The sequence below is a fragment of the Bacillus sp. NMTD17 genome (genome assembly GCF_002998735.1).
In the GTDB taxonomy this organism is placed as follows: domain Bacteria; phylum Bacillota; class Bacilli; order Bacillales; family Bacillaceae; genus Bacillus.
Genome location: NZ_PVRH01000003.1, coordinates 1 through 18,722 on the forward strand (window position 1 = coordinate 1; position 18,722 = coordinate 18,722).

The following is an 18,722-nucleotide window of genomic DNA, read 5'->3' on the forward strand; positions in this document are numbered from 1 at the left end:
TCGTTTTCAATACACCGCGCCGCATACGTTGCCAGCTTTGTTCCTTTTCCAGAGGAATAGCTTTCGATGGCTTTAATGAGTCCGATCGTCCCGATGGAGATGAGGTCTTCAGCGTCTTCCCCGGTATTTTCAAATTTCTTGACAATATGGGCGACGAGCCGAAGGTTATGTTCAATCAGCATATTTCTCGCGTGTTCATCGCCCTGTGCCATAAGGGCTAAGTATTTTTTTTCATCATCTCCTGAAAGGGGCTGTGGAAAGGCATTGTTTTTGACATAGGACACCAAGAACACCAATTCTTTGACCATCAATCCCATCGCTGTAAATACTCCTGCCACGATTTTCACCTCCACCATGTTTAGGCCACTGCCTATATCCTCAAATGTATGTGAAGGGGGGATTGTCTGTGTCTGTACGATGAAAAAATCATCTTTTTCGAAAAAAACGGGCTTCTGTTCGTCTGTTTTTGCTGCCCTTCTCATATGTTTGCGGTTTCTTTGCGGTGCTTGGCGGTCAAGAAGCGTGCTAAAATATGTAATATTAGACCGAAAAGGAAGGGGTTTTTTCGGAACATGGGGAAGGTTCTTTCTTCACATGTAGGTATGAAAATTAATGAATGGTATCGAATGATACGGCAGTTCAGTGTTCCAGATGCGGAAATCCTGAAAGCAGAAGTAGAAGCGGAAATTGAACGGATGGAAGAGGACCAGCATTTACTGATTTATTATCAGCTCATGTGTTTTCGGCACCAAATCATGCTTGACTATATACACCCTTCAAAATATCAACCTTTCTCAGTATCTAATCTTGTCGATAAAATCGAAAATTCCAATCATGAGTTATCTGATATGCTGCATTATTACCATGCATTTTTTCGTGGCATGCATGAGTTTAGTCAAAAAGAATATTTAGAAGCCGTCAAATATTATCGAGTGGCAGAAAAACAGCTGTCCATGGTATTTGATGATATTGAGCAGGCTGAGTTTCATTTTAAAGTAGCAGAAGCCTACTATATAATGAAGCAAACGCATGTCTCGATGCATCATATTTTAAAGGCGCTGGAAATATACGATCAGCATGATGCCTACTCTATTCGCATCATTCAGTGCCTTTTTGTTATCTCAGGAAACTATCAAGATCTAAAACGAAAAGACCGGGCACTGCCTCATTTAAAAAAGGCAAAACAGCTCGCATCACAGATTGATCACCCGCGGATATACAGTTCAGCGCTTTATAATTTAGGAAAATGTTATGGGGAGCTGGGCTATAGAGAGGAAGCAGAACGCTATTTAACGGAATCGGCTGATATTGCCTGTAAAGAGCAGCTTCCCACGCTTCCGCATACGCTCTATACGCTGGCAAAACTGCTTTTTAGACAAAATGAACAAGTGGAAGCACGCCGCATATTAGAAGATGGAAAATTAGCTGCAAAGAAGCATGAAGACCAGCTGTTTTGTCATATGTTTGAGTATCTGGATGCTTTATATGTTCAAGGAATGAATGAAGAACAACTGCAAAAAACCATTGATTATTTGGAAAAACTTAGCCTATACTCTTATATAGAGGATATCTCACTAGAAATTGCGACAGCCTTAGAAGCCTCTCAACAATACCAGAAGTCCAACCAGTATTATCAGAAATTATTATGGGCTCAAAATCAAATCCAAGAAGGAGAGTGTCTGTATGAATTCTAAGCAACGTTCGACAGTTGAAGAGAGAAACCAAACGTGAAATAAAAAGCGGGCCTGATGGGCCGGCTTTTTTTATGTCAAAAAAGAAGTCAGAGATGCGGACCGTGACTATGAATGCTGAATGATTCATCAAAAAGCGGGCAATTTAATCTGTAAGAATGTTCTGTGGAGGCGGTCAAATGAGAGGGTTGCATGTCTTGATGTGTATATTGCTGCTATGCACGTTTGTTCCTAATAAAATAGAGGCTCGAACATTAAAAAGGATCGACCTAGAAAAAACAGGACGAGCTTTTTGGGACATGAGACAGGAACGAAAAAAGATTGCACTGACCTTTGATGATGGACCTCATCCAGTGTACACGAATCAAGTATTGGATGTGCTCAAGGAGCATCAAGTGAATGCCAGCTTTTTTGTTGTAGGCAGCCGTATTCATACATATCCAGAGATTGCGGAACGAATCGTAGGCGAGGGAAATGAGCTTGGCAATCACACGATGAATCATACGTATTTTGACCTGTTATCATCAAAGGAGATCAAGCAGGAATTAAAAGAATCATCGGCTCATATCGCTTCACTTCAGCCTGGCGGACCCTTATTATTTCGCCCCCCTGGTGGCCGCTTGACGATGACATCATTCCGCATTTTGTCAAAGCAAGGATATGATGTGGTCATGTGGTCCTTTACGCAAGATCCGAAGGACTGGTCAAGACCAGGCTCACGCAAAATTGCGAGCCGGATTATTGATCATATTCAAGGCGGCGATATCATTCTTTTGCATGATGGCGGGGGCAATCGGAAGCAGACGGTAGAAGCACTGAAACAAGTGATTCCTGAATTAAAGGACCGAGGCTATGAATTTGTCAAAGTGAGCGAACTGCTGCATCATGACAAAGCGTATGTACCTGTTCAACTGCAATAGGAAGCATTCGTCAAAAACAGTCATTCATTGAAACCAAAAGTCTTGTCGTTTACTATATGAAGAGGGCTTTTGGAGGTGAATGTTGTGAAGAAATGTGTTGTCCTTTTTATCCTGCTTTGTGTCGCTGCTGGGTGCTCAAAGCCAGAACAAGAAAGTGTCATTGCATTTGGCGACAGCAATACAAGGGGATCAAACTGGGACTTTCGAGATTATCCAACATCTGAAAAATGGGTGAATCTCATGAAAAACGTCGAGCGCGGCCAAATTCAAGTGAAGAATGCGGGCATTGGTGGGCAGACAACTGAAGACGCGAAGCTTCGCTTTGAGCAGGATATTTTAAAGCAGAAACCAACTTACGTCCTCATCATGTTCGGTACGAATGATGCGGCGATTTTAGATGGGAAACATCCCCGCGTGACGAAAAAACGATTTAAAGAAAATGTATCCTACTTCATTTCTGAAAGTAGAAAAGAAGGCATTACCCCGATTCTCATGACCTGTGTACCTGTTGTAGAAGGCGGAAAAAAGGGCTTGTATTACTACTCTAGGTATAAGTCATCTTATTTTGCTGAGAGAGGCGGGGCAAGAGCTTGGCAAAATTCCTATAATGACATTACGAGAGAAATAGCCAAGGATCAGCAAGTACCGCTTGTCGACAATTGGAAAGCGTTCATCCGAGAAGCTGGTGAAGATAGTGACAATGCGCTGATTCAATCAGGTTTGATCGACCCTTCTGGCAATCATATGACGCCAAAAGGGGCAAGAATTATTTATAACGAAATCAAAGAGCGTGATGTCATCAAACATTTTTAAATGATGGCCATCTGCCTAAACAAGACCATCCATCCAGCATAGTCTAACAGTATATCTTCCTAGAAGGAGGTAACTGATATGTGGGGATGCCCTTATCCTTACCCTGCGTGTTCACCTTATCCAGCTCAAGGAGCAGGAATCGGTTACGCTTTTCTTGTTGTGTTCCTTGTGGTCATTTTGGTCGTAGGCGGAGGGTTATGGTTTTGGAATGAACAGCCTTGCAAATAAGACACCTCTTCTTTGATGAGAAGGGGTGTTTTTTACGGAAAATAGTAGTAAGCCTATAGCGCAAGTGATATAATATCAGTCACCTGAGTTTAAAAAAGGAGAGTGCTCGGGAGGCATGGTTCCTGCGAAATGGAATTAAGAGGAAACAGAGAGCATATGCCCGAGCGAACGTCTTTTCATTTCTGTCTCAATTAATTCAATGAAGTCGCGATTTAAGTTCATTTCATTTGCTTTATAATACGATTCTATAAGTAAATCATCTGACAGCTTTTTCATACTAGAAACCCATATGATGGGAAAAACACCTCCCCTGAAAAAGTTGGCATAAAACTTAAGGAAAAGACATATCATCATAGGTTGATCGAATGTCTCTGAAGTACCTTTAATCTACCATGAATGGGAAACAAGAACAATCGTTCTGTTATCCACATGGTGAAGTGGATAACTTGTGGGTAGAGTGTTTATAATTGAATGAAAGCGTGATGAAATATAGGTGGATAATGTGTGTAAAATTATCCACACCTGTTGAAGGTCCTCATCATATGTCGAAAACTTTTTCATTGTATTCGATAGACAGACAAATTGTGATTTGATTCGACACAATCGCTGAAAAACCAATGGAAGAAAGGGTGCAAATTGTGCTAAAGAAGTATTTCTTACCGGATGAATTTGTGAAAAGCATTTTCCACATTTCACCGCAAAAACTAAAAGAACGAAATGTAAAAGGAATTATTACCGATTTAGATAACACACTAGTAGAATGGGACCGTCCAAGTGCGACGCCCCGCTTAATTGAATGGTTTCAAGAAATGAAGGATCACGGGATACAAGTGACGATTGTATCGAACAATAATGAAAAAAGGGTCAAGCTTTTTTCTGAACCAGTTCATATCCCGTTTATTTATAAAGCGAAAAAGCCTATGGGAAGAGCCTTTAATAAGGCAGTCTCTGATATGCAATTGAAAAAAGAAGATGTGGTGGTCATTGGGGATCAGCTCATGACCGATGTACTAGGCGGGAATCGTCATGGCTTCCATACGATTTTGGTCGTCCCTGTCGCTGCCTCGGACGGATTTTTCACCAAGTTTAACAGGCAGATTGAACGCAGAATTTTAGGAGCCTTAAAGCGTAAGGGCCACATTCAGTGGGAGGAAGAGTAATAATGGAAAAGGTTGTTTGTATTGGCTGCGGTGTAGCCATTCAGACGGAAGATAAAGATCAATTAGGATATGCGCCGGCAGCATCTCTATTGAAAGAAGATGTGATCTGTCAGCGCTGTTTTAGGTTAAAGAACTACAATGAAATACAAGATGTTTCTTTAACAGAAGACGACTTTTTAAATATATTGCACAGCATTGGAGAGACAGATTCTCTGATTGTAAAGGTCGTTGATATTTTTGACTTTAACGGAAGCTGGATCAATGGGCTGAGTCGTATTGTCGGTGGTAATCCGATTTTACTCGTCGGCAACAAAGTAGATATTTTACCGAAATCCGTGAAAAAAGATCGTCTGATTCATTGGATGAAACGGGAAGCGAAAGAAAACGGATTGAACCCGATCGATGTTTTCTTAATCAGTGCAAGCAGAGGTCAGGGCGTACCTGAGGTGATGGAAGCGATCGATCATTACCGCGAAGAAAGAAATGTCTATGTCGTCGGCTGTACGAATGTTGGAAAATCCACATTTATCAATCGAATCATCAAAGAAGTATCTGGCGAAGAGAACGTGATCACCACATCCCAATATCCAGGTACAACACTTGATGCCATTGAGATCCCGCTTGATGACGGATCTGCTCTATTTGATACGCCGGGCATTATCAACCGTCATCAGATGGCGCACTATGTCAGCAAAAATGACTTGAAGATCTTAGCGCCGAAAAAAGAATTGAAACCGAGAACGTTCCAATTAAATGAAGCACAAACGCTTTATTTTGGCGGCCTTGCTCGATTTGATTATGTAAAAGGCGGCAGAACGTCATTTGTCTGCTATATGCCAAATGAGCTGAACATACACAGAACAAAGTTAGAGAACGCAGATGATTTATATGAAAAACATGCCGGGGAACTGCTATCACCGCCATCAAAAGAGGGGATGGAAGATTTCCCTCCGCTCGTTCCGCATACCTTTACGATTGATCAGCCGAAAATGGACATCGTCTTTTCAGGCTTAGGATGGGTAACGGCAAATGATGCAGGGAAGCAAATCAAAGTCTATGCGCCAAAAGGCGTTCATGTGTTTATGAGACGTTCGTTAATTTAAATGTTCAAAGGGGGAGAGACCTTGAAACCTTTATACGGATTAATCGGTAACCCTGTTGGTCATTCAATGTCTCCGGATATTCATAATGCAGCATTGAAGGATGCTGGGATTGATGGACATTATCATGGCTTTCAAGTAGAAGACGAAGACCTTAAAGATGCCATTCATGGTATGAAAGCCTTAGGAATCAGCGGCTTTAACGTCACTGTTCCGCACAAGGTAGACATTATGCAGTACCTTGATAAAATTGATGTGACAGCTGAACGCCTGCGTGCAGTCAATACGGTGCGGCTTGAAGGAGGTCAGCTCGTTGGGTACAACACAGATGGAGAGGGCTTTCTTCATTCATTGCTTGAAGCCTTGGATCAGCCATTATCAGAGCTGTCATTTCTTATGATTGGTGCTGGCGGAGCGGCAAGAGCGATTTATACGACAATCGCTGAGTATGCACCGAAAAGCTTTGATATCACCAACCGAACCATTGAAAAAGCTGAGGCTTTAATTGAAAGTGCAGATGGGAACATTACTTCTAGTGCCATTATTTTAAAGACAGCAGAAGAACGACTTGGGGAATATGATGTCATCATCCATACGACCTCAATCGGTATGTACCCGAATGTTGAAGAAACCCCGATTTCTTTAGCAAACGCAAAAAAAACAGCGGTCGTTTGTGATATTGTGTATAATCCAATAGAAACAAAGCTGCTCAAAGAAGCAGCCGGGTTAGGTTTGAAAACAGTAGATGGTGTCGGCATGTTTGTTGGACAAGCAGCAAGAGCCTTTGAATTGTGGACAGGCATCACGCCTGACGTCAGAAAAATGAAGTCAATTGTGATAGAGAAATTAGGAGGAACACCATGTTAAAAGGGAAACAAAAACGTTTTTTACGTGCAAAAGCACATCATTTATCACCTATTTTTCAAGTAGGAAAAGGCGGGGTAAATGACAATATGATCAAGCAAATTTCCGAGGCGCTTGAAGTAAGAGAACTGTTAAAGGTCAGCGTATTACAAAACTGCGACGAGGACAAAACGGAAGTTGCGAAAGCACTTGTAAAAGGTGCAAAAGCTGAACTTGTTCAAACGATCGGAAATGTGATTGTCCTTTATAAAGAATCGAAGGAAAATAAACAAATTAAGCTGCCGTAAAGGTGGATGTGATATGAAAAAAATAGGGTTGTTTGGCGGTACGTTTGATCCTCCTCATAATGGGCATTTGCTGATGGCGAATGAGGTGCGTTTTCAAGTAGGGCTTGATGAAATGTGGTTTATCCCAAATCACAAGCCCCCTCATAAAACAGACCGGAAACGAGCAGATAGTCGTCACCGGGTGAAAATGGTGGAAGCGGCGATCCAGTCAAATCCACATTTTCGGCTGGAGCTCATTGAAATGGAGCGAGAGGGTCCATCTTATACAGTGGATACGGTGGAGCTTTTAAAGAAGCGTCATCCTGAAGATGAGTTCTTTTTTATGATTGGAGCTGACATGGTCGAGTATTTGCCAAAATGGCATCGGATTGATGATTTGCTTCAGATGATCACCTTTATTGGGATGAAAAGACCGGGTTATGCCGGAAGTACGGCATATCCTCTTTTATTTGCAGATGTTCCAGCTTTTGATGTATCATCGACATTGATTAGGCAGCGAATAAAGCAGGAAAAACCTGTCGATTATTTGATACCGAAAGCTGTTGAGCGTTATATAAAGGAGCATCATTTATATGAATCGTGAAGAAGCATTGAACTGTGTCAAAGAGCAGTTAACAGAGCATAGATATACACATACACTCGGGGTCATGAGTGCAGCCATTTCATTAGCGGAACGGTTCGGTGCAGATGTGAAAAAAGCAGAGATCGCCGCTATTTTTCATGATTATGCGAAATTTAGACCAAAGGAAGAAATGAAGGGAATTATCCAGAAGGAACAGATGAACCCTCTATTGCTTGAATATTCGCCTGAGCTTTGGCATGCCCCGGTTGGTGCTTATCTGGTTAAAAAGGAAGCAGCTATTAACGACCAAGACATTTTAACTGCCATTGAATTTCATACATCAGGCAGGCCAAACATGACATTACTTGAAAAGGTCATTTATGTCGCTGATTATATCGAACCAGGACGTCATTTCCCTGGTGTTGAAGAAGTAAGAGAGTTAGCAGAGCATGATTTGGATAGCGCGCTGGTTCAGTCACTAAAAAACACCATCAGCTTCTTATTGAAAAAGAATCAGCCAGTCTTTCCAGATACATTGGCTACTTACAACTCGCTTGTGCATAAGAACAATTAAGGAGGAATTTGGATGGATTCATCATCAATTTTAAACGTCGCGGCAGGAGCATGCGATGATAAACGGGCTGAGGATATTATTGCCCTTAATATGCAAGGAATCTCACTTGTTGCCGATTATTTTCTCATTTGTCACGGGAACTCTGATAAGCAAGTGCAGGCCATTGCAAGAGAAGTAAAACATCTTGCAGAGGAAAGTGGAATCGAAGTGAAGAAGATGGAAGGCTTTGATGAAGCAAGATGGGTATTGATTGATCTTGGTGATGTCATTGCTCATGTGTTCCACAAAGAAGAAAGAGGATACTACAACCTAGAGAAGCTATGGGGAGATGCGCCGAGAGAAACGCTTTCACTTGGCATTAACTCATGATTTATCAAGGGTTTGCAGATGTGTATGACGAGCTCATGACACATGCACCTTATGATGAATGGGTTCAGTGGATCCAGCAGAATATCAAACCGAATGCTGCCATTATTGATGTTGGCTGTGGAACTGGAGAGATTTCTCTTCGGTTAGCTGAAAAGGGCCACACAGTCACAGGAATTGACCTCAGTGAAGAAATGCTGGCCTTCGCGCAGCAAAAAGCACAGGCGAAAAGGCAGTCAATTCAATTTTTACACCAAGATATGAGAGAGCTTACGGGTTTTGAGCAAGTCTTTCAAGCAGCGGTTATTTGCTGTGATTCCTTAAATTACTTAAAAAACGAAAATGACGTCAAAAAAACCTTTAAAAACATGTTTCAGCTTTTAGAGGCAGATGGGGTTTTACTCTTTGATGTTCATACACCTTATAAAATGGAAGAGGTATTCCCAGGTTCGACTTATGCCGATCAGGATGAAGAGATCAGCTATATTTGGCAGAGTGATAAAGGGGATGACGTGTATTCGGTCATTCACGATTTAAGCTTTTTTGTAAAGGACGGAGACGTGTATCAGCGTTATGATGAGACACATGAACAGCGCACATTTCCATTTGAGACATATGCGGCGTTCCTTGAGTCCGCTGGCTTTGTACAGATAGAAGTGACTGCTGATTTTACAAATGAAGTCCCTGGGGAATTCGCCGAAAGATATTTCATTTCAGCTAAGAAACCAAAAACCATCGTTTAATGGAACGATGGTTTTTTAAAACCCTTTTTTCGCTTGTTGCAGAGATGATTAATTTCTGCGATCATCAGTAAACACACTTGGCGGGTATTGATGCGCAACCGCTTCAAGGTCTTCATCGAATTTTTCATGGGTGTTTTGAAAGAGGCGGTGAAACATATCTTGAACACCTGCTTCAAGTGCTTTAATCCCTTCACCAGTGACGCCGCCTTTAACACACACTTTGTCTTGCAGTGTCGGAAGGGTATAGACTCTTTTTTCAATCAAACGGCCAAGTCCTACAAGCATATCTTCTGATAAGGTGGTGGCTTCTTCTTTGGAAATATCTGTTTGTTCGACAGCTGCTTCAATCATTTTCTGAACGAGAAAGCTGATAAAGGCAGGACCGCAGCTGACGATATCTGACGCCGCTCTTGTAATCGAATGATGAATCTCAACGGGTGTTGAAATGCAGGAAGCTAACTGTCTTAACGCTGTTTTCGTCGCGACATTGCATGACGATCCAAATGTTAAAAGTGACGCCCCTGATAAAGCGCGGTTCGTAATGCTTGGAATCAGCCGTGCTGTTTGACAAGGAACGATATCCTGAAGCTGTTCAGGATGTACCGGGCTTGTGATGATGACAATGGTTTGGTGCTCTGTTAAAAGAGGGCTCAGCTCTTTTAAAAGTGGATAAATATCAAGTGGTTTGACACAAACAAAGATAAAATCTTTATTCGTGACAGCTCCTGTAAGCTGTTTCGTAACTTCAAGCTCTGGGTGGTTCTTTTTTATATTGAACGCTTTTTCAATGGTCCGGTTTGTGATGGTGATGGATGAGGGATTGACTGCCTTTGATTCAATAAATGCCTCAGTAAGTATGGTACCCATGTTTCCTGTACCGATTATCCCTATATTCAAACGTTCTCCCTCCTTAGACGCATAGGATCTGTTATCTTCTAAACAGTATGTTGAGCAATAGAAAAATATGATTGAAAGAAGCGTGAGCACGTGAAGCGACTCATTCCATTGAAAAAATACAGTCTTTATATCGGAGCTGGGCTCATGGTCGTGATCATCATCACTTTTTTCCTTTTCGCAGGAAATAGGGAGAGCAGCAGAGAGCCAAGTGTATTGAAGGAAGATAAAGACATACAAGTCACATTAGAAGACAAACAAGAAAAGACCGATCATGAATCATCTCCCATTTTTGTAGAGGTCAAAGGAGCTGTGAAAAAACCAGGTGTTTATAAGTTTCAATCTGATGCACGGGTAGAAGAAGCGATCCGGAGAGCAGGGGGCTTTACTAGTAAAGCAGACACGATTGAAATCAATCAAGCAGCAAAATTAGAGGACAGTATGATGATTTATGTCCGGAAGCAGGGAGAAGCGGAGAGGCAGACGCAAATAGCAGCTGCTGACGCTCCATCGGGTAATGAAAAGAGTCAAGGTGTCAATGTCAATCAGGCTGATGCGGCGGAATTGCAAACTATTAACGGAATAGGGCCAGCTAAAGCAGAAGCCATCATTACGTACAGAGAGGAACACGGGGAATTTCAACAAATTGAAGATTTGCGGAACATTTCAGGTTTTGGGGAGAAGACCATTGAACGGCTGAAAAGTGAATTGACCGTTAAGTAGAATTGACGGTATAGAAGGAAGGCATGTACACTTAATACCAACCATCATTCTGGAGGGATCAGCTCGTGGAAAGAATTTCATGGAATCAATATTTTATGGCACAAAGCCATTTGCTTGCTTTACGAAGCACCTGTGAGCGGTTAGCTGTTGGGGCGACCATCGTCAGAGACAAGCGTATCATTGCAGGGGGATATAATGGCTCAATTGCTGGTGATGTCCATTGTGCAGATGTGGGATGCTATGTCATTGATCATCACTGCGTTCGCACCATCCATGCGGAAATGAACGCTATTTTACAATGTGCCAAATTTGGTGCACCTACAGCGGATGCTGAAATATATGTCACGCATTTTCCTTGTTTGCAGTGCTGTAAAGCCATTATTCAAGCGGGTATTCGAACCGTGTACTATGCAAAGGATTATAAAAATCACCCATATGCCGTTGATTTATTTGAGCAGGCAGGTGTTCAAACGGAACAAGTTGAACTGGATGAAATGATCATCGACTTAAAAAATCAAGAAAAATTGGCCTTTGTTGCAGATTTAATTGGCAAGTTAAGTGAATCAGGACTTAGTGAAACAGAAATTCGCGTTATGCATGAGAAGGCGAATCAATTATTTACTTCCTATGTTTAATTATTTGCCGTTTGGGGCAATTTCAGCAGCTGTTGGAATTGCTCTGGCTGCATATCATCTTCATATGTATTTCCTTCTCTTTCTTCTCATCATATTACTTCTCAGCCTACTGAAAAAAATTCCCCGGCTCTTTCTAATGGTCAGCCTATGTGGAGCTGTTTATACTCTTATTTTTATGGTTCATGAGTTTTTTGAAACGGATCAACCTGTACAAGAAAAATTTCTTTCCGGCTCCGTTGTGATTGAAAGTATTCCGAAAACAGATGGCAATCGTTTTTCAGCAACTGTGTCAACAGAACATGAACGGCTAGCCGCTTTCTATACCATTCAAACAGAGCGTGAAAAAGAGGCGCTAAAAGATGTAGAGCCAGGTATGAGCTGTCATATGACAGGTGATGTTCGGCCGCCTAAACACGCAACCATTCCTAACGGGTTTCAATACGATCAATTTCTAAAATCAAAAGGCATTAGCGCCATTTTCTTACCGCAGTCAATCAAAGGCTGTACAAAAAAAGACAGACCTTCCTATTATCTTCAAGCGATGAGACAAAAGGGCTTAAAATTCTTAGAAGATCATGTGCCGAAAAACTCTGTAGGCATTGTACAGGCCCTTATTTTTGGTGATCGTGAGTTGATTGATCCTGACACATTAAGAGACTATCAAATGCTCGGCATTATTCATCTGTTAGCGATCTCAGGACTGCATGTGCAAACGCTTCTTGCCTGTTTATTTTGGTGTCTGCTTCGTGCCGGTGTGACAAGAGAGACAGCACGTATTCTTCTATTATTCTTTCTTCCTGTTTATGCTTGTTTGACAGGTGCTGCACCATCGGTTTTAAGAGCTTGTCTCATGGCAGGAATCTATTTAGCGATGACGAGCCTGCCGAAAGAAATGAAACAGCCTTCTGCTGTCGTATTAAGCGCAACGTTTTTACTCTTATTAGCGATTCATCCTCTATATCTATTTGATATCGGATTTCAGCTTTCATTCGTGGTAACGTTCTTTATTTTGTTATCGACCAAAATCTTATCACAAGCGAAAAGTGCAGTGATGCAGTTATTCCTTATATCCTTTGTTGCGCAGCTTGCCTCACTTCCTGTTCTTTTATATCATTTTCAGCAATTTTCTTTGCTGAGCATCCCATTGAATATGATGTTTGTCCCTTTTTATACGACGGTTGTCCTGCCTCTGTCCTTACTCTTTTTTCTTTTGTCCATCATTTATCTCCCTTTTGGACAAGCATTGTTCCAGCTGCTTGATTCGGTCATCCAGCTAAGTCATCAGTTGTCAGCATATATGGCAGTTTTTGATGGGTTTAACTTGATTTTTATGAAATCTACTTGGTGGCATATTCTTCTGGAAGTGAGTGCCATTGTTTTTCTGCTGTTTGTGATGGAGTGCAAAGCTTCTGTGAAATCCTATTCTGTGCCACTTCTTTTTTCTATTGGTGTTTTGAGTGTACACTTTTTTACTCCGAACTTTCTCCAAAAAGGGGAGGTCACGATGCTGGATGTAGGACAGGGGGATAGTTTGTTTATTCAACTGCCCTATCGAAAGGGGCATCTGCTTGTGGATACAGGGGGCAGACTTTCTTTTGAAGAGGAACCGTGGAAAAAAAGACGTAAAGTATCTACGATCGGTGATCAAACGCTGATCCCGTTTCTGCATTCTAAAGGTATAGCAAAACTTGATGTACTGATTCTCACGCATGCGGATCAAGATCACATGGGAGAAGCGGTTCGTTTAATCAACCGAAATAAAGTAAAGCGGCTGGCCATACCAAAAGGCTTTGCCCGAAGTCCAGAGGACGCAAAGCTGCTAAAAGAAGCAGCTAAAAAAGGGATATTTATTGATGAATTAGAAAGAGGAGATCAGCTCCGAGTTGGAGAGCACATATTTGAGGTTCTGCACCCTTCGCAAGACCGGGTGACAAGTAAGAACAATGATTCACTCGTTCTGGCTTTTACTCTTGGTGGGAAACGTTTTCTGTTCACTGGAGACCTTGAACAAGAAGGGGAACGAGACATCATAGAAGCCTATCCCCACCTGCGAGCGGATGTCTTAAAGGTTGGGCATCATGGGAGTAAAGGGTCAACAAGTGAGGAGTGGCTTCGACATCTGGAGCCGTCCTATGCACTCATTTCGGCTGGTGAACGCAATCGTTATCAGCATCCTCATCAGGAAGTTTTGAAAAAACTAAAGGATCATCAAATGGAGGTGTACCGCACAGATCGAGACGGGAGTGTGACCTATGAATTTCTTGAGAAGAAAGGAACGTTTTACACGCAACCTCCATATGATATCTTACAAAATCAATAAAAAAACTGCCTAAACGGCAGTCATTTAGCAATCATGAAGTTAAGATCCAACGAGGTGTATAATTGTTGCCAAAATAAACATTGAGGCGAAAAATCCGAATGTGACGATAAAACCAACGGCTGAGTCGGTCACATCATTCCGCTTGCTTTGAACATTTTTTTCAAATTCATTCATTTTCATCCCTCCTGGCTAATTTTAGTATACTTGAACTCATTTGGAATTGCTAGAAGGTAAAGTAACCGTTTTCCATTTTCATGATCATTTTATGAATATCGTCTGACAGCGAGCTGACCCGGGAGCTTGCACCAGACGTTTACTATAAATGAGGAGGCGGCACTTTCAGCTTCCTCTTTACTAATGTCTTCACACACTTTAGGATAGAGGAGGAAGTGAAAGAGAGGGATTCAATTTATGGTCTTTGAAGTTTGGAACAATTTAAAAAGAGGGGATATCCATCCCGTTTATTGCTTATATGGAAAAGAAACGTATTTACTGCAAGAAACAGCAGCTAAATTAAGACAAGCTGTAGTAGACGAGGAGACGAAGGATTTTAATTACTCCGTCTTTGATATGGAAGAGGTGCCGCTTGAACAGGCTGTGACGGATGCAGAAACCTTTCCGTTTATGGGAGAAAGGCGTCTCGTTGTGATCAAGAATCCTTATTTTCTTACAGCGGAAAAGAAAAAGGAGAAGATTGAGCATGAGCTTTCTGTGTTAGAAGCTTATTTAGAAAAGCCGGCGCCTTATACCATTCTCGTGTTATTAGCACCATATGAAAAGCTGGATGAACGGAAGAAAATCACCAAATTGCTAAAAAAGAAAGCGGCTATGGTTGAGGCAAAAGAGTTAAACCCAAAAGAAACAACGGATTTCACCATTACACTGGTGAAAACAGAAGGAAAGGCGATGACATCTGAAGCGGCTGAGCAGCTTGTGATGCTATGCGGTGGGAGTCTATCCTCATTGTTTCAAGAGGTCAGGAAGCTGAGTACATATATTGGAGAACGAGAAGAAATTGAATTAGCGGATGTCAATCAGCTCGTTGCAAGAAGCTTAGAGCAGAATATTTTCGAATTAATTAACCAAATTGTCAACAGACGCCGCTCTGAGGCCATGCAGATGTTTTATGATTTGCTGAAACAAAATGAGGAACCCATTAAAATATTAGCACTCATATCAACTCAATTTCGATTGATTTTGCAGACGAAGTATTTCGCTCAGCAAGGATATGGGCAAAAACAAATTGCTTCAAATCTAAAAGTCCACCCATTCCGCGTCAAACTTGCTATGGATCAGGCAAGGCTGTTTTCAGAAGAAGAGCTCAAGCAGATTGTCAAAGAGCTATCAACGATCGATTATGAAATGAAAACCGGTAAAAAGGACAAGCAGCTATTGCTAGAATTGTTCCTGCTTCGACTATTGGGCGCTTGAACATAAAAAAAACGACCTTCTAAAAAGAGGGTCGTTTTTGTTTAGATGTATAATTGCCAGTCTGTCCTAATGGCTGAGCCGGTCAGGACGGACGTACAGTTAAACAGTTGCCTCATCACTGAGGCGTTGCAAGCATTATGCAGAAAGTCCGTTTACTTGTTTAGCAAGTCTTGACTTGTAACGCGCAGCTGCGTTTTTGTGTACAAGACCAGTTTTAACGGCTTTGTCAATGCGTTTTGCAGCAGAAGAAAGAGCAGCTTTTGCTTGCTCAGCATCGTTGTTAGCTACAGAAACTTCAACTTGTTTAATCGCAGTACGCATCGCAGACTTGATTGTTGCGTTGTGTGCACGGCGTTCGTTATTCGTTTTTGTACGTTTGATCGCTGATTTAATATTTGGCATGTGTTTCACCTCCTAAGATACAACCTAAACACAATTGTCTTAAGGTTAAATCTTCACAATAGAACAAGTTGTATTCTATCAAACACACCTTTAGAATGCAATATAAATGTAAAGTATTTTTCATTGATGAAGCGCTCGAATGTTTCTTTAAAGAGATGGAAAGACTACTGTTAATTACTTGGTGGAAGGAGTCTTTTTATGGAGAAACAGAAACTTGATTTAAGTGCTTATCAAATCCGGACAGACTTGGCTGTTGAAACAAAAGAGATACTAGAACAAGAGAACGATCCGAATGTCGTCAAAAAGGACGGAATTCAAGGGATTGTCGAAAAGGAAAAAGAGGAGCACGGCATCCGTATACGCACAGTGGAGATCACGAAAGAAGGGGAGGAGCTGACCAGCAAAAAGGCAGGAACATACTTGACGCTTGAGGCGCAGGGCATTCGGGAGAAAGATTCTGAGATGCAGGAAAAAGTCGTCGAAGTATTTGCGCGTCATTTTGCTCAGTTTTTAAAAGACCGAGGCATTCAGGCTGATGCGAGCTGTCTTGTAGTAGGACTAGGAAACTGGAATGTCACGCCAGATGCGCTAGGCCCGCTCACGGTTGAAAGCCTGCTTGTGACCCGGCATCTCTTTGAATTGCAGCCGGAAAATGTACAGGAAGGGTATCGCCCAGTGTCCTCTTTATCACCGGGAGTGATGGGACTGACCGGTATTGAAACAAGCGACATTATACAAGGTGTAATCGAGCGGTCCAAACCTGATTTTGTCATTGCAATCGATGCTCTTGCTGCTCGTGCAGTGGAACGGGTGAATACCACGATTCAAATCTCTGATACAGGCATCCATCCCGGTTCAGGTGTAGGGAATAAGCGGAAAGAATTAAGCAAAGAAACGTTGGGAATTCCAGTGATTGCGATTGGCGTTCCAACAGTGGTAGATGCAGTAACCATTGCAAGTGACACAATTGATTATGTCTTAAAGCATTTTGGTAGAGAACTGAAAGATGACCGGCCGTCCCGCTCTCTTGTGCCGGCTGGTTTGACTTTTGGGAAGAAAAAAGTGCTAAACGAAGAAGACTTACCAGATGAGGAAACGCGTCAATCATTTTTAGGTATCGTAGGGACTCTTCCGGAAGAAGAGAAACGGCAGCTGATCCATGAAGTACTTGCGCCGCTAGGGCAAAATTTAATGGTCACGCCTAAGGAAGTGGATACATTCATTGATGATATGGCAAACGTACTCGCCAATGGATTAAATACAGCACTCCATCAAAAAATCTCTCAAGATAACATGGGTTCTTATAATCATTAATCGGTTCTACTTTCTCTAGCTCGCTCATAGTGTAATTACTAGAAAGCGTGCTGGAGGGAGTAAATCATGAAAAAAAGACCCCGCCGTCCTCGACAGTTGGTCGTTGCGATTAATGGAACAAAAGTAGTGAAAAGCATTTTCTTATTTATAGCCTCGCTTGTTGTGGTGTTTGTGATGTCAGGGGCGTTGACATCTTTAAAGCCAGAGCTGAGGCCGCAAGCCTCACTATATGGTGTAGCAGATGAGCTTTCCGGAGCCTTCTTCGCTACATTAATGGGTATGGAAAATCAATATTTCGCCTCAGCAGTCCCGAAAGATCAAAAAGGGTTTCATTTCTCTGGACTGTCACTCAAGCTTGCGACTAGTATCAATTTAGAAGACCCGCGTAGTTTTCTAGGGAGAGAACTCCCAGGTTTTGAACATTTTGATACAAAAATCATCTTAGCGGGTGAAGGAACAGACTATACCAACATGCCAATGGAATCGCCGCCGCCAAGTGAAGTCATCCAAGATGAAAAAGAAGCAAATTTGGCAGAGCTGGACAAGCTCGACAAAGATGTGCCGAAAAAGCCTGCGAAAGAGCCGGACCGGTCGACAGGAAAACGAAAAGCCGTGTACATTTACCACACGCATAATACGGAATCATATTTACCATTTTTAAAAGGAGAAACGAATCCAAACAATGCACGGCACTCAAAAGTGAATGTCACCCTTGTCGGCGACATGTTCGGAAAGGCGCTTGATCAGCAAGGCATCGGGAATACGGTCGACAAAACGGAAGTTGAAAAAAGGCTCCTGCAAAAAGGATTAAAGTATCCCCAGTCTTATAATGAATCAAGATTGGTCGTAAAAGAAGCCTTAGCGAAAAATGATGACCTCGAATATTTAATTGATATCCACCGTGACTCAAGAAGAAAGAAAGACACCACTGTCGAGATCAAAGGGAAAAAATATGCGAGAATTGCGTTTGTTGTAGGGAAGAAGAATCAAAGCTATGAGAAAAACCTCAAGCTTGCGACGGAGTTCCACCATTTGATGGAGAAAAAATATAAAGGTCTTAGTGTCGGTGTGTTTGCCAAAGGAGAAATTGGCGATAATGGAATTTATAATCAAGATTTATCCGACAAAGCCCTTCTTTTAGAATTTGGCGGAGTGGATAATAATATGGAAGAATTGAAAAATGCATCCAATGCAGCAGCTGATGTCTTCAGCGACATTTTCTGGGACGCGGAAAAGGTAAACGGCAAAGCAAAGGATGAGAAAAAACGCTCTTAAGGTGGTGACGGTGCATGGGATCATTTATTGGAAAAACCATTATTTTAGGACTAGTCTTGCTATTTGGCGTCTTTTTAGGAATGCAGCAGGCGAATAATGGCATGCTGCAAATGAAGGGTTACCATGACCCGCAATTAAAAGGCGCGTTCTCCATCCAAATGAACGAAGATAAAGAACGAGAAGCCTCTATCTTAGGAACGGCTGTTACAGAAAAGGATCTTGCCGAAAAACAAAAGCAGCTTGAGGAAATAGAGAGCTTTAATGCCTTCTCCAAGGCAGGAAAAGCGCTGTCTAATGGCATGACACATGCAGCCCGTTCTCTTTATGATTGGATGAATGGGAAATAAACAAATCAACACCATATGACTAAAGCCGCTGACCGATGAGCGGCTTTTCTTGATTTCGATTGAATCTTTACAG

Annotated in this window: 24 protein-coding genes; 19 read left to right on the forward strand and 5 right to left on the reverse strand. The window is 41.9% G+C overall.

Going from position 1 to position 18,722, the window contains the following annotated elements:
• Positions 1 to 338: sigma-70 family RNA polymerase sigma factor (locus tag C6347_RS09510; protein WP_141227722.1), on the reverse strand; the 338-nt coding region annotated here is incomplete at its 3' end.
• Between the two features lie 234 nt (positions 339 to 572).
• On the opposite strand from C6347_RS09510, the gene C6347_RS09515 reads away from it, so the two are divergent.
• From C6347_RS09515 to C6347_RS19240, 4 genes are all read left to right on the forward strand, one after another.
• Positions 573 to 1,694 (forward strand): Rap family tetratricopeptide repeat protein, encoded by a 1,122-nt coding sequence (locus C6347_RS09515; RefSeq protein WP_034661385.1) that lies wholly within the window; start codon positions 573 to 575, stop codon positions 1,692 to 1,694.
• A 176-nt stretch (positions 1,695 to 1,870) separates the two neighbouring features.
• The gene (locus C6347_RS09520) at positions 1,871 to 2,611 is read left to right on the forward strand and encodes a polysaccharide deacetylase family protein (protein ID WP_060596638.1); all 741 of its coding nucleotides are present in this window, start codon (positions 1,871 to 1,873) and stop codon (positions 2,609 to 2,611) included.
• 84 nt (positions 2,612 to 2,695) lie between these two features.
• Positions 2,696 to 3,424, forward strand: a complete 729-nt coding sequence (locus C6347_RS09525) for an SGNH/GDSL hydrolase family protein (RefSeq protein ID WP_223249890.1) — start codon at positions 2,696 to 2,698, stop codon at positions 3,422 to 3,424.
• Between the two features lie 78 nt (positions 3,425 to 3,502).
• Positions 3,503 to 3,652, forward strand: coding sequence for a hypothetical protein (locus C6347_RS19240; protein WP_003217499.1), 150 nt, complete (start codon positions 3,503 to 3,505; stop codon positions 3,650 to 3,652).
• Between the two features lie 135 nt (positions 3,653 to 3,787).
• Here C6347_RS19240 and C6347_RS09530 read toward each other — a convergent pair whose 3' ends face one another.
• Complete coding sequence (locus C6347_RS09530) at positions 3,788 to 3,928, reverse strand: sporulation histidine kinase inhibitor Sda (RefSeq protein ID WP_003217327.1); 141 nt, start codon at positions 3,926 to 3,928, stop codon at positions 3,788 to 3,790.
• A gap of 362 nt (positions 3,929 to 4,290) precedes the next feature.
• Between C6347_RS09530 and C6347_RS09535 the strand changes: the two genes are divergently transcribed.
• The 8 genes from C6347_RS09535 to C6347_RS09570 are packed head-to-tail and all read left to right on the forward strand — an operon-like array spanning position 4,291 to position 9,308.
• A complete protein-coding gene (locus tag C6347_RS09535) occupies positions 4,291 to 4,812 on the forward strand; it encodes a YqeG family HAD IIIA-type phosphatase (RefSeq protein ID WP_034662006.1) in 522 nt (173 codons plus the stop codon).
• A gap of 2 nt (positions 4,813 to 4,814) precedes the next feature.
• On the forward strand, positions 4,815 to 5,915 hold the full coding sequence (yqeH, locus tag C6347_RS09540; RefSeq protein ID WP_106071613.1) for a ribosome biogenesis GTPase YqeH: 1,101 nt from the start codon (positions 4,815 to 4,817) through the stop codon (positions 5,913 to 5,915).
• A gap of 21 nt (positions 5,916 to 5,936) precedes the next feature.
• Positions 5,937 to 6,779: a shikimate dehydrogenase gene (gene aroE / locus C6347_RS09545; protein WP_106071614.1), complete on the forward strand. Its 843-nt coding sequence runs from the start codon at positions 5,937 to 5,939 to the stop codon at positions 6,777 to 6,779.
• On the forward strand, positions 6,773 to 7,063 hold the full coding sequence (gene yhbY / locus C6347_RS09550) for a ribosome assembly RNA-binding protein YhbY (RefSeq protein ID WP_034661378.1): 291 nt from the start codon (positions 6,773 to 6,775) through the stop codon (positions 7,061 to 7,063). Before aroE ends, yhbY begins: the two co-directional genes overlap by 7 nt.
• Positions 7,064 to 7,076: 13 nt before the next feature.
• Complete coding sequence (locus C6347_RS09555; RefSeq protein ID WP_060596641.1) at positions 7,077 to 7,646, forward strand: nicotinate-nucleotide adenylyltransferase; 570 nt, start codon at positions 7,077 to 7,079, stop codon at positions 7,644 to 7,646.
• Complete coding sequence (gene yqeK, locus C6347_RS09560) at positions 7,636 to 8,199, forward strand: bis(5'-nucleosyl)-tetraphosphatase (symmetrical) YqeK (protein WP_060596642.1); 564 nt, start codon at positions 7,636 to 7,638, stop codon at positions 8,197 to 8,199. The genes C6347_RS09555 and yqeK overlap by 11 nt, the downstream gene beginning before the upstream one ends.
• A gap of 12 nt (positions 8,200 to 8,211) precedes the next feature.
• Positions 8,212 to 8,568 (forward strand): ribosome silencing factor, encoded by a 357-nt coding sequence (gene rsfS / locus C6347_RS09565; protein ID WP_003217467.1) that lies wholly within the window; start codon positions 8,212 to 8,214, stop codon positions 8,566 to 8,568.
• Entirely contained in the window at positions 8,565 to 9,308 is a 744-nt protein-coding gene (locus C6347_RS09570) for a class I SAM-dependent DNA methyltransferase (RefSeq protein ID WP_106071615.1), read from the forward strand. The genes rsfS and C6347_RS09570 overlap by 4 nt, the downstream gene beginning before the upstream one ends.
• A 48-nt stretch (positions 9,309 to 9,356) precedes the next feature.
• Here C6347_RS09570 and comER read toward each other — a convergent pair whose 3' ends face one another.
• Positions 9,357 to 10,205, reverse strand: coding sequence for a late competence protein ComER (comER, locus tag C6347_RS09575; RefSeq protein ID WP_106071616.1), 849 nt, complete (start codon positions 10,203 to 10,205; stop codon positions 9,357 to 9,359).
• A gap of 90 nt (positions 10,206 to 10,295) precedes the next feature.
• Here comER and C6347_RS09580 point away from each other — a divergent pair, with 90 nt between their 5' ends.
• The 3 genes from C6347_RS09580 (at position 10,296) to C6347_RS09590 (ending at position 13,880) form a co-directional block, all read left to right on the forward strand.
• Positions 10,296 to 10,925, forward strand: coding sequence for a helix-hairpin-helix domain-containing protein (locus C6347_RS09580; RefSeq protein ID WP_106039273.1), 630 nt, complete (start codon positions 10,296 to 10,298; stop codon positions 10,923 to 10,925).
• Between the two features lie 65 nt (positions 10,926 to 10,990).
• Positions 10,991 to 11,560: a ComE operon protein 2 gene (locus tag C6347_RS09585; protein ID WP_034661371.1), complete on the forward strand. Its 570-nt coding sequence runs from the start codon at positions 10,991 to 10,993 to the stop codon at positions 11,558 to 11,560.
• Positions 11,553 to 13,880, forward strand: a complete 2,328-nt coding sequence (locus tag C6347_RS09590; RefSeq protein WP_106071617.1) for a DNA internalization-related competence protein ComEC/Rec2 — start codon at positions 11,553 to 11,555, stop codon at positions 13,878 to 13,880. Before C6347_RS09585 ends, C6347_RS09590 begins: the two co-directional genes overlap by 8 nt.
• Before the next feature lie 39 nt (positions 13,881 to 13,919).
• Here the strand turns inward: C6347_RS09590 and C6347_RS09595 are convergent, their stop codons facing one another.
• Entirely contained in the window at positions 13,920 to 14,054 is a 135-nt protein-coding gene (locus tag C6347_RS09595; protein WP_012010638.1) for a YqzM family protein, read from the reverse strand.
• A gap of 237 nt (positions 14,055 to 14,291) precedes the next feature.
• On the opposite strand from C6347_RS09595, the gene holA reads away from it, so the two are divergent.
• Positions 14,292 to 15,311, forward strand: a complete 1,020-nt coding sequence (gene holA, locus C6347_RS09600; protein ID WP_060596647.1) for a DNA polymerase III subunit delta — start codon at positions 14,292 to 14,294, stop codon at positions 15,309 to 15,311.
• A gap of 135 nt (positions 15,312 to 15,446) precedes the next feature.
• On the opposite strand, the gene rpsT is transcribed toward holA, so the two are convergent.
• Entirely contained in the window at positions 15,447 to 15,713 is a 267-nt protein-coding gene (gene rpsT / locus C6347_RS09605) for a 30S ribosomal protein S20 (RefSeq protein WP_008342485.1), read from the reverse strand.
• Between the two features lie 198 nt (positions 15,714 to 15,911).
• Here rpsT and gpr point away from each other — a divergent pair, with 198 nt between their 5' ends.
• The 3 genes from gpr to C6347_RS09620 all read left to right on the forward strand — a co-directional run bounded on the left by gpr (position 15,912) and on the right by C6347_RS09620 (position 18,649).
• Positions 15,912 to 17,027 (forward strand): GPR endopeptidase, encoded by a 1,116-nt coding sequence (gpr, locus tag C6347_RS09610; protein WP_034661368.1) that lies wholly within the window; start codon positions 15,912 to 15,914, stop codon positions 17,025 to 17,027.
• 66 nt (positions 17,028 to 17,093) lie between these two features.
• On the forward strand, positions 17,094 to 18,302 hold the full coding sequence (locus C6347_RS09615) for a stage II sporulation protein P (RefSeq protein ID WP_034661367.1): 1,209 nt from the start codon (positions 17,094 to 17,096) through the stop codon (positions 18,300 to 18,302).
• Positions 18,303 to 18,316: 14 nt separating this feature from the next.
• Positions 18,317 to 18,649, forward strand: coding sequence for a YqxA family protein (locus C6347_RS09620; RefSeq protein ID WP_106071618.1), 333 nt, complete (start codon positions 18,317 to 18,319; stop codon positions 18,647 to 18,649).
• Positions 18,650 to 18,722: the final 73 nt, after the last annotated feature.